Raw genomic sequence first — 15,106 nt, forward strand, 5'->3', positions numbered from 1 at the left:
CGATCGCGCGGAGCGCGGCATGACGATGCGTGATCGCGATCCGCTATCGTCCGCCGAACTGAACGTCAGCAATCTGTCGCTGGCTTTCGGCGGCCTGAAGGCGCTGACGGATGTTTCGTTTTCAGTCGCGCCCGGATCGATCACGGCGGTGATCGGCCCTAACGGCGCAGGCAAGACATCGCTGTTCAATTGCATCTCCGGCTTCTATCGGCCATCCACCGGCATCATCGCGTTCGGCGGCGAGGACATCAGCAAACTGCATCCGCCGGCGCGAGCCAAGCTCGGCCTGGCGCGCACGTTCCAGAACATCGCGCTGTTTCGCGGCATGACTGTGCTCGACAACATCAAGCTCGGCCGCCATGCCCACATGGAGACAAATGTCTTCGATGCGCTCTGGTACTTCGGCCGGGCAAAACGCGAAGAGCTTGAACTGCGCTCCGAGATCGAGCGGCGTGTGCTTGACTTTCTTGAGATGGAACACATCCGCGATCAGCCGGTGGCGTCGTTGTCCTACGGCCTCCGTAAGCGTGTCGAACTGGCACGCGCGCTTGCGATGCGTCCGCGCATCCTGATGCTGGACGAGCCGGTCGCAGGCATGAACCGCGAAGAAACCGAGGACATGGCCCGCTTCATTCTCGATGTGAAAGAAGAGTGGGGCGTCACCATCCTGATGGTCGAGCACGACATGGGCCTTGTGATGGACATCTCCGATCACGTCGTCGTGCTGAACTTCGGACAGGTGATTGCAGCCGGCAAGCCGGCCGAGATCCAGAACAACCCCGATGTCATCTCGGCCTATCTGGGTTCGGGCGATGTTGGCGAATTGTCGCGGCGTATTGCGGGCGAGAAGGCGGCGTGATGGATTGGCTCTTTCTCATCGAGATCGTGCTCTCGGGCCTCGGGTCGGGCGCATTGCTGGCGCTGACCGGCATTGCCTTCGTGCTGATCTACAAGGCCACCAAGGTGCTGAATCTCGCGGTCGGCGAAATGCTGATGCTGTGCGCGTATTTCTTCTTCGGACTGACTGCTGCGCTGGCGCTTCCGGTCTGGCTCGCGATCATTCTGACGGTGATCGGCGGCGGCATTCTCGGCGGCGTGATCGAGCGCGTTTTGATCCGGCCGATGCTGGGCGAGAGCCCCATCTCGGTGTTCATGGTGACAGTCGGCCTCAGCTCTGTTCTGATCGGGTTCGTCGAATTCGTCTGGGGAAGCGATCCGGCGACGCTGCCGAACTTCCTGCCGTCGAAACCGATCTTTATCGGCAGCGCTTACGTCTCCCCGAAGATTGCGGTGAGCTTTGTGGTCGCGACGATCTTGATCGCGGTGTTCCTTGCGGTTTTCCGGACATGGCGCGGCGGCGTCGCGCTGCGCGCCACTGCCACGGATCAGGGGGCGGCATTCTCTTGCGGCATCAATGTCCCAGCGGTGTTCTCGGTCTCGTGGATCGTCGCCGGCATGGCGGCAGCGGGCTCCGGGATCCTGATCGGTTCGATCGGCGGGATTTCGCCGACCATGGGCGTGTTCGGTCTGTCGGTGCTGGTCGCTGTCATTGTCGGTGGTCTGGACTCGATTGCCGGAGCGCTGGTGGCGGGCCTGGCGATCGGCGTTGTCGAGGCGCTGGTTGGCACCTATCTGGGCGGCGAGTTCAAACTGCTCGTGACCTTCATCATTCTCGTGGTTGCGCTGATGATCCGTCCTTACGGATTGTTCGGCACTGTTGAAATCGAGCGACTCTGATGCGTATCGGCGCCATCCATCAAACCTACGCCCAGGCGGAAGCGCTGTTCGACACCAGCGTGCAACGGTTCATGCTCGTGCTGCTGTTCGCAGGGCTCGTGCTGTTTCCGTTCTTCGCCGATCAATACTGGATCTATCTCGCCTGCCTCGTCCTGATCCATATCGTCAGCACGACAGGGCTCAACATTCTCACAGGCTATACCGGTCTCGTCAGCCTCGGTCAGGCCGCCTTTATGTCGGTCGGGGCCTACACCGTCGCCATTCTTGAAATACGGGTGGGTACGCCGTTCATTATCAATCTCGTCGTGGCGGGGTTTGTCGCGGCGGGCGTCGGCATGGTGGTCGGCATTCCGAGTCTGCGCGTGAAGGGGCTTTATCTCGCCATCGCCACCATCGCAGCGTCTTTCATTCTCCACTTCCTGTTTGCCAACGGACCGGCAATTCTCGGTGGAACGCAGGGGCTCAGCATGCCGCCGGCGCGGCTGTTCGGATATGATCTTGCGCGTCCGTTCCAGTTGTACTGGCTCTTTATGCCGCTTACGGCGCTGTCGGTTCTCGCGGCAGCCAACCTGTTCCGCACCCGTATCGGCCGGGCCTTCATCGCCATCCGTGATCGCGATATCTCGGCGGAAGTGCTGGGCATTCCGCTGCTGAAGTACAAGCTGCTGTCGTTTGCGCTGTCGTCATTCTATGCGGGCGTCGCCGGCGGAATGTGGGCTTACTTCTTCCGTGTGGTCACGCCGGAAAGCTTCCCGCTGATCTATTCGGTGTTTTTCCTTGCCGCGGTGATCGTCGGAGGGATGGGCACCATTCTCGGCGCGATCCTCGGCGCTATCTTCATGACCATGGTGCCGGAATTTCTAAAGATCGCGGTTTCCTACATGACCTTCATTCCGAATGCGGTGGCGCAATTGTCACCGATCCGGACAATCGTTTTCGGCTTGCTCATCATCGGGTTCCTGCTGTTCGAGCCGCAGGGCCTTGCCGAAATCTGGCGCCGCGTGCGGCGCTTCTTCCATCTGTGGCCGTTCAAAAAATAGTATGCAGGGAGAAACAACAATGAATATCTTTCCAACGCGGCGGAAGCTTCTGTCGTACGCAGCCGCAGGCTGTTTTGCTTTAGGCTTTAACGCACCAGTTCGGGCCGCCGACGACATCGTGATCGGCGCATCGATGCCGATGACCGGCGTGTTCGCCTTCGCAGGGATCGCGCTGAATAATGCCTTCCAGGACTATGTGAAGATCGTGAACGATGCCGGCGGCATCAATGGCCGCAAGGTCAAGTATGTCGCTGAAGACACCGGTTACAAGGTCGATAATTCCGTGGCGGTGTTCAATCGCATCACCAGCCAGGAGAAGGTGAGCCTCTACTACGGAGACTCCACCGCGTTCTCCAAGACCATCAACGCCGAACTCAATCGCCGCGGCGATATCGTTCTGGCCGGCGCGTCGTTCGCGACCGAGCTGAACGATCCGAAGAATTTCCCGTACCAGTTCATCGCGGGTCCGGATTATTCGGAAATGATCGGCATTTTGCTTGAATATATCGCGAAGACGAAGCCGGGCGCCAAGATCGCTCTGGTCAACTCCGATACCGAATTCGGCCGCGATCCGATCGCGCCGACCGAAAAGCGGGCGGCGGAGCTCGGCCTCAAGGTCGTTGAGAAAATTGCAACGCCGCCGACCAGCGTCGACGTCTCCACCGAAGTCCTCAAGCTGCGCCGTGCCGATCCCGACTACACGATCTTCCACGGCTACATTCTGGCCCCGCTGCCGGAATTCATGACCCAGGCAAAGCAGCTCGGCCTCAAGACCAAGTTCATGGGTACGTTCTGGTCAATGGACAATGCCATCTGGGCCAAGTCGGCAGACGTTGCTGACGGCTTCATGGGCGTGATGCCGTATCGCTACTATTACGACACGGAAGGCAAGTCGCCGATGCTGGAGAAGATCCGGCAGATTCGTCCGGAATATCAGTCGACCGGCTACATGCAGGGCTTCCTGACCGCGATGCTGATGACCGAAGCTGCCAAGCGCACGCTTGACGCCAAGAAAGAGCTCACCGCCGCTAACATGAAGGCCTCGCTGAACTCGATCAAGGACTTCGATACCGGCGGAATCATCGGAGTGCCGATCTCGATTCCCGGCAACACCGTTCCTGTCGGTCGCGTCTATCAGTACGACGGTGCGAACAAGACCATGAAGCCGGTCTCCGACTGGATCAAGATCGCGAAGTAACGACAATGACCGCGGAAGCACTTCTCTCAGTCAACAACATCGAGGTCGTCTATAACAAGACGGTCCAGGTGCTCCGCGGCCTGTCGCTGAAGGTCGACAAGGGAGCGGTGGTCGCGTTGCTCGGCTCAAACGGCGCCGGCAAATCGACCACGCTCAAGGCCGTCTCCAATCTTCTCGAACTGGAAGACGGCAAGGTGACGACCGGCGAAATCCTGTTCAAGGGCGACACCATCTCGCGCTTCGCTCCGCATCAGCTGGTGCGGAGCGGCCTCTTCCATGTGATGGAAGGGCGCAGGATCTTCGAGGACTTGACGGTCGAGGAGAATCTCACCGCCGCGACCTATGCGATGTCGGGGCGGGCGGGCGGCAGGACGCCGTTCGACCTCGTCTACACTTATTTCCCCCGCCTGTTCGAGCGGCGCACCGGGCGCGCCGGATATCTGTCGGGCGGCGAACAGCAGATGTTGGCCATCGGACGTGCGCTCATAGCTCAGCCAGAACTGATGCTCCTTGACGAACCGTCGCTCGGCCTTTCGCCGAAGCTGGTCGAAGAAATCTTCACCATTATCGCCCGCATCAACCGTGAGCAGGGCGTCTCGATGCTGCTCGTTGAGCAGAACGCGGCGGTTGCCTTCGCTGTCTCCACCTACGGATACATCATGGAGTCGGGGAAGATCGTGACTGACGGGCCGACGGAACAACTGGTGCGCGATCAGGACGTCCGTGAATTCTATCTGGGCGTCGGCGCAGCAAATGCCGAGACAAAAGGCTTTCGTGGGATCAAGCACTACAAGCGCCGCAAGCGCTGGCTGTCCTGAGGCTGTGTGAGGATCGCATGAGCGAGAAATTTCCGGAGTTCACGCTGCCGCAGATGTTGCGCGAGAACGCACGCAAACATCCTGAACGTGTCGCGATCCGGCAGAAAGAATACGGAATCTGGAATCCGTGCAGCTGGAAGGACTATTACGCGCGCGCCTGCCATGTGGGGCTTGGCTTCCGGGCGCTCGGACTGAGCGCAAACGGCCACGTCGCCATTCTGTCCGAGAACCGGATTGAGTGGGTGCTTGCGCAACTCGGGGCAAATATTGTCGATGGTGTCGCTGTCGGCGTCTATCCGACCAGCCCGGCCAACGAAGTCGCATACGTCCTCGCGCATTCCGAATCCGAGATCATCGTGTGCGAAGATCAGGAGCAGGTCGACAAGGTTCTGGAGCGACGCGATGAGTTGCCGAAGCTGCGGAGCATCGTCGTCCTCGAAACCAAGGGGATCAGGGACTATCCGCCGGATCAGGTCATGTCGTTCGATGCGCTCGAAGCGCTTGGCGTCGAATTCGAAGCAACTCACGCTGGACTGACAGACAGCACCATTGACCGCCAGCAACTCTCGCAGATCGGACTGGTAATCTACACTTCCGGCTCGACCGGCAAGCCCAAGGGCGCGATGCTCAGCTACAAGAACATCCGGGCACAGGCGATCGCGTCGACGGAGCGGCTGAGTCTTGACGCCTCAGAGAGCCTTCTGTCCTATCTGCCGCTATGTCACGTCGCGGAGCAGATGACGACGGTCATGGTGCCGGTTTATCTCGGTTCGCTGGTGAATTTTGGCGAGTCGATCCGAACCGTGCAGGAGGATCTTCGCGAGGTTGCGCCCAGCATGTTCCTTGGTGTGCCTCGCATCTGGGAAAAGCTCCACTCGTCGATCCACATCAAGCTGCTCGAAGCAGGGCGCGTTCGACGCGCGCTGTTCGACTGGGCTTATGCTGCATGTGAGCCGTTCGCCGAAAAGAACCCGGCGGACAGGACGTTTGCGGAGAGGCTCAAGTTTACGCTCTCGTACTGGCTGATCTTCCGCGCGTTGCAGAATTTCATCGGCCTGCGGAAAACACGCATCGCGATGACCGGCGCTGCGCCGATCTCGCCTGCCATTGTGCATTTCTTTCGCACGCTGGGAGTGCCTTTGATCGAGGTCTATGGGCTCACCGAAAGTTCCGGCATTGCGCTCGGGCAAGTGCTTTCCGATCGCCGCGTCGGGACGGTGGGGCATGGCATTGACAAGATGGAGGTGAAGCTCGGCGCTTCCAACGAGCTTCTCATTCGCGGCGATACGGTATTCGCCGGATATTATCGCAACGAGGAAGCCACCAGGGCCGCGATCCGCGACGGCTGGCTGCATACCGGCGATGTTGCTGAGTTCACCGATGGCCACTTCCGTATCGTTGATCGTCTCAAGGACATCATGATCACCGCTGGCGGAAAGAACCTTAGTCCGTCCGAGATCGAGAATACGGTCAAGTCGAGTCCGTTCATCAAAGAATGCATCGTTATCGGCGAGGCCCGCAAGTTCGTTTCCGCGCTGATCCAGATTGATTATGATCTCGCGGGGAAGTGGGCGGAGGAGAAGGGGCTCGCCTATACAAACTTCAAGAACCTGACCGAGAATGCGAGTCTGCGTGAATTGATCCAGTCCGAAATCGACGGCGCGAATGCGAAGCTCGCGCAGGTCTCGCAGATTCGTCGCTTCTACCTGCTCACCAAGGAACTCGATCACGACGATGACGAAGTCACGGCAACGATGAAGGTTCGCCGGGCGAATGTGCACAAAAAATACGAGACCGAAATCGAAAGCCTTTATCGGTAGAACGTGGCGGCCGATCTTTAATCTGCCTGAGCCAGTTCGTTTGTTGCCGGAGACGCCGGTTGCGAGAGGGCGCTCAGATTGAAAGACTCTCCGCGCAATTGAGACAGGGTTTCCAGCGCCCGGTCGCGGTCTTCCTCAAGCAGTTTGCCGTGGCTAGCGGCCGCCGCCTCGGGGTCCCTGCGCTTGATGGATTCCAGGGTTGACGTCATCAGATCGGTCGCCAGTCGCCGCAGCTCCCGCGTCTGATAGTCGAGCGGCGCCTTCCAGATCGTCGTCCACACCGTCTGATTGGCAAGATCGGTCAGAAGTTCGACCAGAAGCTCGTTGCCCGAGCCGCGCGCAACAGTTTTGACCGCGCGCGTCGTGACAAGTGCAAACGCCGCCGGATCGCCGGTTTCCACCAGCGCTTCCAGCTCTGAGCAGCGCCTTGCGAGAGTTTCGACATAGCTCTCGATCGGTGCGGTTGCCATTGCGCGTACCGCCAGCATCGAGAGGGCCATGCGGACATTGAACAGATCGGCGATCGATTTCAGCGACAGAGGCCGCACGTAAGCTCCGCGCCGTGGCAGCAGCTCGACGAGGCGCCGGCGTTCGAGAATGCGAATGGCCTCGCGGATCGGGCCGCGGCTGACACCGAAGTCTCGTGCGAGATCGAGTTCGACGAGACGTTCGCCGGCCTTGCGGCGGCCAGCAACGATCTCCGCACCGAGTTCTTCGGCAACCTGATCCGGAATTGTTCTTGGCGCGAACTTTCGCTCGAGGTCGGCGTCGTTTGTTGCCTTCTGCATCCGAAGAGGCGCGTCCATTGCGTTTTGCTCCGTGTAAGGACGTTCGCACATCGGACGGCCTCAGTCCCTTTTTACCGCTAAAGTCAATTGTTGACAATTGACAACTGATAACCTTGTATGGCGGCACGTCACCCCGAAATGCGAGCAGCGGCTCGTTTAGAGGGGAAAACGCCTCGCTTGGGCCCGAACTCGACCGGCTTCAGCAAACAAGAGCGGACGACCGTCATCCCCGGCACCAAGACCGGGCGAGGCAGGCAAGGGAGCAGAGTGATGAAGGCGCCGCGTGCGACATTAATCCTTCGGGGTCCATCGACAGGGAATGTCGATCGGGTTGACCCTGACGCCTCGGTTCGTCCCGTGCCGCAGCTCTCGAAGTTTCGCTCAATCCTTCCGTTCGTTTGACGTGACCGCGTGATGGTCACCGTGACGGACTTGTCCAGTTCCACTGAGACGTGCACGCAATCTGCGCCCGCGCCACGATTGCTCGACGTGCGCGGTCTTTCGCTGTCCTTCGCGACCGGAGACGGCGAGTTGCCGATTACCAGGAATGTCAGCTTCTCGATCGCGCCGGGCGAGCGAGTCGGCATTGTCGGTGAGAGCGGCTGCGGCAAGACGGTGACGGGGCTTTCGCTGTTGCGGCTGCTGCCGCCGCAGTCCGCGCGCGTGAAAGGCGAAATCCTGTTTGAGGGCACCGATCTCGCGAGGCTTTCGTCGCGCAAGATGCGAGCTGTACGCGGCCGCGATATTGCAATGATCTTTCAGGAGCCGATGAGCGCACTCGATCCGGTTTTCACCGTCGGTGATCAGATCAGCGAAGCCTATCGTGCGCATTTTCCCGTCAGCCGTGCGGAAGGGCGCGAACGCGCCATTGCCGCCCTGGCAGAGGTGGGCATTCCGGCGCCGGAGAGGCGCTGCGATGAGTATCCGCACCAACTGTCCGGCGGCATGCGTCAGCGCGTGATGATCGCGATGGCGCTGATCTGCAAGCCGAAGCTGTTGATAGCAGATGAGCCGACCACCGCGCTTGATGTCACCGTTCAGGCCCAGATCACCGATCTCCTGCGCTCCTTAAGCGAGCGTACCGGCACGGCGCTCATTTTCATCACGCACGATCTCGGCGTGGTCGCTGAAGTCTGCACCCGCATGATCACCATGTATGCAGGGGAGGTGGTGGAAGACGCGCCCGTCGATGACGCACTGATGCGCCCGCGCCATCCCTATACATCAGGGCTTCTGCGTTCGTTACCCGGTCTAAGTCAGCGTCGCGGTGTTCTGCCTTCGATTCCTGGCCGCGTTCCGCCGCCGAACCGCATGCCTGCAGGTTGTCGCTTTCGCCCTCGCTGCTCCCATGCGGCCGCCGGTTGCGAGCACGAGCAACCAATGATCGATGTCGAGCCGGGGCGCGGCGCGCGCTGTTGGCGTTCGCCCGATCTCGTCTTGCCGGGAGCGGTGAACTGATGACCGCGACGAAAAGCATTCTGGCGGTACGCGATCTGCGCATCCTGTTTCCGACGCGCGACGGCCGCGAGACGGTCAAGGCGATCGACGGAATGGATTTCGATGTATGCGCCGGTGAGACCTTCGGCGTGATCGGTGAATCCGGATCGGGCAAGACGACGCTGGGCCGCGCGCTGGTGTCGCTGATCGCGCCAACTCACGGACATATCCTGCATGACGGAATCGATCCGGCATCGCTCAGCACCGGCCAGTTCAGAAAGCACCGGCGCGACTATCAGATCATCTTTCAGGACCCGAACGCGGCCCTCAATCCGCGCATGACCATCATCGACAGCGTGATCGAGCCGTTGGAGGTGATGCGCGAAGGCAACGATGTATCGCGCCGCAGGCGTGGTATCGAAGCGCTGGAGCGGGTGGGGCTGTCCCCCGAAACGGCAGGCCGGTATCCGCACCAGCTCTCGGGCGGGCAGAAGCAGCGTGTCAACATTGCTCGCGTATTGACGCTCCGCCCGAAGGTCATTGTGTGCGACGAAGTCGTGGCCGCGCTGGATGTGTCCATCCGCGGCGACGTGCTCAATCTTTTCACCGATCTGCAGCGCGAGTTCGGGCTGACCTACGTTTTCATCACCCACGACATTTCCGTTGTTTCCCATGTCTCCGATCGCGTGGCCGTGACCTATCTTGGCAAGTTGATGGAGCTTGGCCCGACCGAAGATGTCATCGAGCAGCCGCTCCATCCTTACACGCGGGCGTTGCTGTCGGCGGAGCCGATTCCACTTCCGTCCACGATGCGGATCGACAAACGGATCATTCTTGAGGGTGAGATCCCGAGCCCCGTCGCGCCGCCCTCCGGCTGCCGGTTTCGGACCCGCTGTCCCTCAGTGCAGCCGCGTTGCGCAGCCGAGGTTCCGGCATGGCGCGAGTTGAAACCAGGACACGCGGTTGCTTGCCACTTCGCTACCCCCGACGGGCCGCCACCGGACAATCAAAAAGCGTCAATTGCGCCATAACAACGGAAGGAAACGAAATGAGTAAATCCGATCACATGCTGGGCCTTTTACACCGTCGTGAGATGCTGGCGCTGATGGGAGGTGCCGCCGCCGCCGGTGCATTCGGTCTGCCGGCGCTCGCTGAGGCGCAAAAGAAGGGCGGCATCCTGAAAGTTGCCGCGCCTGTCAATCCGTCGTCGCTCGATCCGGCAACTGGTGGAGCAGGTTCCGATCACAGCATTCTCTGGACCATGTACGATACGCTGGTCGAGTGGGACTACGACACGCTCAAGCCGAAGCCCGGCCTTGCCAAATGGAACTACCCGGACCCCAAGACGCTGGTGTTCGATATCCAGAGTGGCATCAAGTTTCACGATGGCACACCGCTCGATGCGGAAGCCGTCAAGTTCAACATCGATCGCGGCCGCGCGGATCAGCGCTCGAACGTGAAAGCGGATCTCACGAGCATCGAGTCCGTCGAGGTCACCGGCCCGCTGCAGGTCACGTTGAAGCTGAAGAACGCGGACAGCGCATTGCCTGCGATCTTCTCCGACCGTGCAGGCATGATGGTGTCGCCGACCAACATCAAGGCACTTGGCAACGACACTGACCGCAAGCCGGTCGGGGCAGGGCCGTGGAAGTTTGTGCGGTGGGCCGACAACGAAGCCATTGTCGTCGCTCGCAATGAGAGCTACTGGCGCCCGGGGCGGCCTTATCTCGACGGGATCGAATTCAATATTATTCCCGAGCTAGCGACCGCGCTGCGCTCGGTGGTTGCTGGCCAAAACGACATGTCGTTCGCGCTGCCTGCGCGTCTGAAGCCGGTCATTGACCGGGCGAAGAACCTCACAACGGTGACGTCGCCGACGCTGTATTGCGTTCAGATTTACATCAATACCGCTCGTGCGCCCCTCGATAACATCAAGGTCCGGCAGGCGATCAATTTCGCGCTGGATCGCGACGCCTTCGTCAAGGCGACCATGGGAGGTCTTGGCGAACCGGCAAGGATGACCTTGCCGAGCACGCACTGGGCTTATGACAAGTCCATCGCCAATCTCTATCCGCACGATCCGGACAAAGCCCGCAAGCTGCTGGCCGAGGCCGGTTTCAAGGATGGCCTTGAACTGACCATCGGCGGTTACATGGATCAGGACTCGGTTCGCCGCGGCGAAGTGATCCAGGATCAGCTTGGCAAGGCGGGCATCCGGCTCAAGTTCACGCGCGGTACGATCGCGGAAATCAGCTCGCAGTTCTTCGCCACCGAGAAGAAGTTCGATCTTCTGGTGTCTGCGTGGACCGGACGTCCCGATCCAAGCATGACCTATGCGCTCGGTTTCGATAAGGGCGCCTACTACAACGCAGGCCGCCTTGCGGCACCCGAGCTGTCGGCGCTGATTCAGGAAAGCCGCGAAAGCGAAGACCTTGCGAAGCGCGCAGCGGTGTTCGCGAAGATCCAGCGATTCACCATGGAGAATGCGCTGTCTGCTCCGCTCGCCTTCCAGTTTGAACTCGACGCGCTCTCCGAGAAGGTCAAGGGCTTCAAGCCAAACCTGCTCGGCAAGCCGAAGTTCGAGAACATCTCGCTGGGATAATATCCTTGACGGCGCCGTTGCGGCGCCGGTCATTCGACCACGAGGGCATGGTCCGTCATGATTACCGCCGCAAAGCTCAGCATCATCGGTCGCCGTCTGTTGCAGACGGTCCCGGTGGTCGTGCTCTCGACCTTCATTGTTTTCGGCCTGCTGAAGCTGGTGCCGGGCGATGTCGCGGTAACGCTCGCTGGCGACAATGCATCGGAACAGCGGATCGCGGAAATCCGCGAGATCTACGGCCTCGACCGGCCGTTTCTCGTCCAATACGGGGCGTGGCTTTGGAAAGCTGCGCATGGTGATTTGTCGAACTCGCTCATTTCAAGTGAGGCGGTCCTCACCTCGATCCAGCGGTGTCTGCCACACACGCTTCTGATCGTGACACTCGCGCTGCTGCTGTCGCTATTTATCGGAATTCCGCTTGGTATCGCGGCGGCCAGTCGGCCGGGATCATGGATCGACAGTTTCGTCATGGCGATCGCATCGCTGGGTGTTGCTGTGCCGAACTTCTGGCTCGGCATGTTGCTGGTGGCATTCTTCGCACTGGAAATGAACTGGTTGCCGGCTACGGGGGCAGTGGCGTTCTCGCAGGATCCCTGGGGTGCGTTACGTCATGCGATTCTGCCCGCGACAGCGTTGGCTTCCGGTGGCATCGCCGAGGTTGCAAGGCAGCTTCGCTCCTCGCTGGTCGAAATCCTGTCGTCGCAGCAGGTGCGCACTTTGCACGCCAAGGGCCTGCCGCCGTCGTCAATCCTGTGGCGGCACGGGCTGAAGAATGTCAGCGTTAATCTCCTCACGGTGGTGAGCCTGCTCGCCAATCGCATGCTTGCGGCAACAGTCGTCGTGGAGGCTGTGTTCGCCATTCCCGGTATGGGCAGTCTCATTGTCAATGCTGCGATGAACCGGGATTTTCCGGTGGTGCAGGGCGTCGTGTTCGCAATGGTCCTTATTGTGGTCACGCTGAATCTGCTGACCGACATTCTCTACAGCGTTCTCGACCCGAGGATTTCCTGAGATGGCGGATACGGTTGTCATCGTGGAACGCAAGCCAAGCTGGTTCGCTGGCTTCGGCCGCTGGTTTCGTTCTGATCTGCGGGGCGCTTTAAGCCTGTCGTTTCTGCTGATCCTTATCCTGATTTCGATCCTGGGGCCCTGGATTTCTCCCTATTCACCGACGTTGCAAGATCTCGATGCGGCTTTGTCGCCGATGACGGCGAAGCACTGGCTCGGCGCTGATGATCTCGGCCGCGATACGCTGAGCCGGCTGATCTACGGCGGCATGGCGTCACTCTACGCAAGCTTTCTCGCCGTCGCCATCGCCGTTGCGATTGGCGTTCCGGTCGGTGTGCTGGCCGGCTATCTGGGGGGATGGGTCGACGAGGCGATCAGCCGCGTGGTGGATAGCTTCCTGTCGTTTCCAGCCATTGTGCTCGCCATCGCGGTCACGGGTGCACTCGGGATCGGCCTGACCAACGGTATGATCTCGGTCGGGATCGTGTTCGCGCCACAACTGGCGCGGCTGGTCCGTGCGCGCACGCTGGTGGTGCGCAACGAACTCTATGTTGATGTGGCGCGTTGTTTCGGCGTTTCCACGGGGCGCATCCTCTGGCGGCATGTTCTGCCGAATGCAATTCAGCCGGTGATCGTCCAGGTCACGTTGTTGCTGGCCGCAGCGCTGCTCGCTGAAGCAAGCCTCAGTTTCCTCGGTCTTGGCATTCAGCCGCCGGACCCGAGCTGGGGCGCGATGCTGGCGCGCGCTTACCAGAACATGGAGATCGCGCCTGAACAGATGTATCCGCCTGGGCTTGCGATTTTGTTCACGGCACTTGCGTTCAACACGCTGGGCGAGTCGATGCGTGTTGCGCTCGATCCAACCATGAAGCGCCGTTGATGATTAATTTCTGAAAGATAAGAAGGAAGAACGGAAATGGCCGCGCGCCTGGACGAAAAAGAATATCTGGAGCAGTTGCACGCCCTCTGGAGCAAGACATGGCCAGAGGGAATCCCGCGAGTGCCGCAGTATCCTCACGGCGAGGTCGCGCTTACCGAATATCTGCGTGCCTGGGCGAAACGGCGGCCGCAGCGACCGGCGGTGATTTTCTACGGCCATGTGACGACCTATGCCGATCTCGATCAACAAAGCGACCGGTTCGCAGCCCTCTTGCAGGCGAAGGGCGTGCGCAAGGGCGATCGCGTCGCCGTGTTTCTTCCAAACTGTCCGCAGTTTCACATTGTGTTCTTCGGTATCCTTAAACTGGGTGCGATCCATGTGCCAGTCAGCCCGTTGTCGCGCGCTTTCGAGCTCGCCTATGAGCTCAACGACACAGATGCCGAGGTCATCGTCGCGCTCGACCAGCTTGCGGCGACCGTCGATCAGGTGAGAGCGGAGACCAAGCTGCGCGAGGTCATCGTCACCAGCTTCGCCGATGTTATCCCTGCAAACCCCTCCATTCCGGTCCCGGATTCGATCACCGGCCCGCGCCTCGCGGTTCCGGGCGCGACCGATCTGCTGCCGGCTCTTGCTGCGATGCCTGCGCCTGTTCCGCTGCCGCCGGCCAGTCTCGATGACATTGCGGCGCTCAACTACACTGGCGGTACGACGGGCATGCCGAAGGGCTGTGTCCATACCCAACGCGACATGGTCTATACGGCCGCGGCCAACCATGGCATTTCTGTCGCAGCCAACGAGGACAGCATCTTTCTGTCATTCTTCCCGGAATTCTGGATTGCGGGTGAGAACTTTGGACTGATTTTCCCGCTGTTCACTGGCGCGACGCTCGTGCTGCTGGCGCGCTGGGATGCGGTGAGCACACTTGCTGCTATCGACAAGTATAAAGTCAACATCACGGCGATGCCGGTGGATGGCGCGGTCGAGCTGATGGATCATCCGCGATTCAAGGAGTTCGACCTGTCGTCGCTGACACAGGTCCGCGTGGTGTCGTTCGTGAAGAAGCTCAATCCTGACTATCGCAAGCGGTGGAAGTATCTGACGGGAACAGTTCTAACAGAAGCTGCGTATGGCATGACCGAAACCCATACGTCGAACACCTTCACGGCGGGTTTCCAGGACAATGATTTCGATTTGATCTCGCAGCCGATTTTCGTCGGACTTCCGGTGCCGGGCGCGGAGTTCAAGATCACGGACTTCCAGACCGGCGAACTCGTACCGCTTGGGAGCGAGGGGGAAATCCGCGTTCGCACGCCGTCGCTGCTCAAGAGCTACTGGAACAAGCCGGAAGCGACGGCAGAGTCTCTCGTCGATGGCTGGTTGCGCACCGGCGACATCGGATGCATCGATACCGAAGGGTTTATTCACTTCCTCGGTCGCCGCAAGGAGATGCTGAAGGTCAAGGGCATGAGCGTGTTTCCGCCGGAGATCGAGGCGCTGCTCGGACAGCATCCCGCGGTGCTGGGGTCGGGTGTTGTCGGACGTGATGATCCCGACAAGGGACAGGTGCCGGTGGCGTTCATTCAGCTCAAACCTGAGGCGATCGGAACGACCAGGCCGGAAGATATTCGTACATGGTGCGCGGAGCGGATGGCTGTCTACAAGGTGCCGGAAGTGCGGATCATCGACGCGTTGCCGATGACCGCGACCGGCAAGGTCAAGAAGCAGGAACTTGACGTGAAGACGCCCGCCGCCTCGTGAGTTGATCGCTAAATTGTTCA

General features: G+C 60.2%; 13 protein-coding genes. 12 read left to right on the top strand and 1 reads right to left on the bottom strand.

The genetic code is table 11. From position 1 onward, the window contains the following. Positions 1-19 precede the first annotated feature (19 nt). Genes AC1Q67_RS17825 through AC1Q67_RS17850 form a run of 6 tightly spaced genes read left to right on the top strand, consistent with a single transcriptional unit; the run spans position 20 to position 6,613 of the window. Positions 20-859, top strand: coding sequence for an ABC transporter ATP-binding protein (locus AC1Q67_RS17825; protein WP_024574062.1), 840 nt, complete (start codon positions 20-22; stop codon positions 857-859). After that, positions 859-1,737 carry a branched-chain amino acid ABC transporter permease gene (locus AC1Q67_RS17830; protein ID WP_024574063.1) on the top strand — a complete coding sequence of 293 codons (879 nt, stop codon included), beginning with the start codon at positions 859-861 and terminating at the stop codon, positions 1,735-1,737. Before AC1Q67_RS17825 ends, AC1Q67_RS17830 begins: the two co-directional genes overlap by 1 nt. Next, complete coding sequence (locus tag AC1Q67_RS17835) at positions 1,737-2,777, top strand: branched-chain amino acid ABC transporter permease (protein ID WP_024574064.1); 1,041 nt, start codon at positions 1,737-1,739, stop codon at positions 2,775-2,777. The genes AC1Q67_RS17830 and AC1Q67_RS17835 overlap by 1 nt, the downstream gene beginning before the upstream one ends. A gap of 19 nt (positions 2,778-2,796) precedes the next feature. Beyond that, positions 2,797-3,975, top strand: coding sequence for an ABC transporter substrate-binding protein (locus tag AC1Q67_RS17840; protein ID WP_492236986.1), 1,179 nt, complete (start codon positions 2,797-2,799; stop codon positions 3,973-3,975). A 5-nt stretch (positions 3,976-3,980) separates the two neighbouring features. Then, positions 3,981-4,793 (top strand): ABC transporter ATP-binding protein, encoded by an 813-nt coding sequence (locus AC1Q67_RS17845; RefSeq protein ID WP_492236984.1) that lies wholly within the window; start codon positions 3,981-3,983, stop codon positions 4,791-4,793. A 17-nt stretch (positions 4,794-4,810) separates the two neighbouring features. Further along, the gene (locus AC1Q67_RS17850) at positions 4,811-6,613 is read left to right on the top strand and encodes an AMP-dependent synthetase/ligase (RefSeq protein ID WP_492236982.1); all 1,803 of its coding nucleotides are present in this window, start codon (positions 4,811-4,813) and stop codon (positions 6,611-6,613) included. A gap of 17 nt (positions 6,614-6,630) precedes the next feature. Here the strand turns inward: AC1Q67_RS17850 and AC1Q67_RS17855 are convergent, their stop codons facing one another. Continuing rightward, positions 6,631-7,419 carry a GntR family transcriptional regulator gene (locus AC1Q67_RS17855; protein ID WP_024574068.1) on the bottom strand — a complete coding sequence of 263 codons (789 nt, stop codon included), beginning with the start codon at positions 7,417-7,419 and terminating at the stop codon, positions 6,631-6,633. Between the two features lie 396 nt (positions 7,420-7,815). Between AC1Q67_RS17855 and AC1Q67_RS17860 the strand changes: the two genes are divergently transcribed. The 6 genes from AC1Q67_RS17860 to AC1Q67_RS17885 are packed head-to-tail and all read left to right on the top strand — an operon-like array spanning position 7,816 to position 15,086. Then, entirely contained in the window at positions 7,816-8,859 is a 1,044-nt protein-coding gene (locus AC1Q67_RS17860; RefSeq protein ID WP_492236980.1) for an ABC transporter ATP-binding protein, read from the top strand. Then, a complete protein-coding gene (locus AC1Q67_RS17865) occupies positions 8,859-9,869 on the top strand; it encodes an ABC transporter ATP-binding protein (RefSeq protein ID WP_492236978.1) in 1,011 nt (336 codons plus the stop codon). Before AC1Q67_RS17860 ends, AC1Q67_RS17865 begins: the two co-directional genes overlap by 1 nt. A gap of 17 nt (positions 9,870-9,886) precedes the next feature. Continuing rightward, on the top strand, positions 9,887-11,440 hold the full coding sequence (locus tag AC1Q67_RS17870) for an ABC transporter substrate-binding protein (protein ID WP_492236977.1): 1,554 nt from the start codon (positions 9,887-9,889) through the stop codon (positions 11,438-11,440). A gap of 57 nt (positions 11,441-11,497) precedes the next feature. Continuing rightward, positions 11,498-12,451, top strand: coding sequence for an ABC transporter permease (locus AC1Q67_RS17875; protein ID WP_492236975.1), 954 nt, complete (start codon positions 11,498-11,500; stop codon positions 12,449-12,451). 1 nt (position 12,452) lies between these two features. Next, positions 12,453-13,328, top strand: a complete 876-nt coding sequence (locus AC1Q67_RS17880; protein WP_492236973.1) for an ABC transporter permease — start codon at positions 12,453-12,455, stop codon at positions 13,326-13,328. Positions 13,329-13,364: 36 nt separating this feature from the next. Further along, positions 13,365-15,086: an AMP-binding protein gene (locus tag AC1Q67_RS17885; protein WP_492236972.1), complete on the top strand. Its 1,722-nt coding sequence runs from the start codon at positions 13,365-13,367 to the stop codon at positions 15,084-15,086. The last annotated feature ends 20 nt before the right edge of the window (positions 15,087-15,106 follow it).

Source organism: Afipia sp. GW823-FHT06G09 (assembly GCF_058794875.1).

What these genes read in the sequence shown, in the direction of transcription:
- AC1Q67_RS17860 (WP_492236980.1), top strand. Translation starts at nt 7,816, where the DNA reads ATGGTCACCGTGACGGACTTGTCCAGTTCCACTGAGACGTGCACGCAA.
- AC1Q67_RS17865 (WP_492236978.1), top strand. Translation starts at nt 8,859, where the DNA reads ATGACCGCGACGAAAAGCATTCTGGCGGTACGCGATCTGCGCATCCTG.
- AC1Q67_RS17880 (WP_492236973.1), top strand. Translation starts at nt 12,453, where the DNA reads ATGGCGGATACGGTTGTCATCGTGGAACGCAAGCCAAGCTGGTTCGCT.
- AC1Q67_RS17850 (WP_492236982.1), top strand. Translation starts at nt 4,811, where the DNA reads ATGAGCGAGAAATTTCCGGAGTTCACGCTGCCGCAGATGTTGCGCGAG.
- AC1Q67_RS17825 (WP_024574062.1), top strand. Translation starts at nt 20, where the DNA reads ATGACGATGCGTGATCGCGATCCGCTATCGTCCGCCGAACTGAACGTC.
- AC1Q67_RS17845 (WP_492236984.1), top strand. Translation starts at nt 3,981, where the DNA reads ATGACCGCGGAAGCACTTCTCTCAGTCAACAACATCGAGGTCGTCTAT.
- AC1Q67_RS17840 (WP_492236986.1), top strand. Translation starts at nt 2,797, where the DNA reads ATGAATATCTTTCCAACGCGGCGGAAGCTTCTGTCGTACGCAGCCGCA.
- AC1Q67_RS17855 (WP_024574068.1), bottom strand. Translation starts at nt 7,419, where the DNA reads ATGGACGCGCCTCTTCGGATGCAGAAGGCAACAAACGACGCCGACCTC.
- AC1Q67_RS17885 (WP_492236972.1), top strand. Translation starts at nt 13,365, where the DNA reads ATGGCCGCGCGCCTGGACGAAAAAGAATATCTGGAGCAGTTGCACGCC.
- AC1Q67_RS17875 (WP_492236975.1), top strand. Translation starts at nt 11,498, where the DNA reads ATGATTACCGCCGCAAAGCTCAGCATCATCGGTCGCCGTCTGTTGCAG.
- AC1Q67_RS17830 (WP_024574063.1), top strand. Translation starts at nt 859, where the DNA reads ATGGATTGGCTCTTTCTCATCGAGATCGTGCTCTCGGGCCTCGGGTCG.
- AC1Q67_RS17870 (WP_492236977.1), top strand. Translation starts at nt 9,887, where the DNA reads ATGAGTAAATCCGATCACATGCTGGGCCTTTTACACCGTCGTGAGATG.
- AC1Q67_RS17835 (WP_024574064.1), top strand. Translation starts at nt 1,737, where the DNA reads ATGCGTATCGGCGCCATCCATCAAACCTACGCCCAGGCGGAAGCGCTG.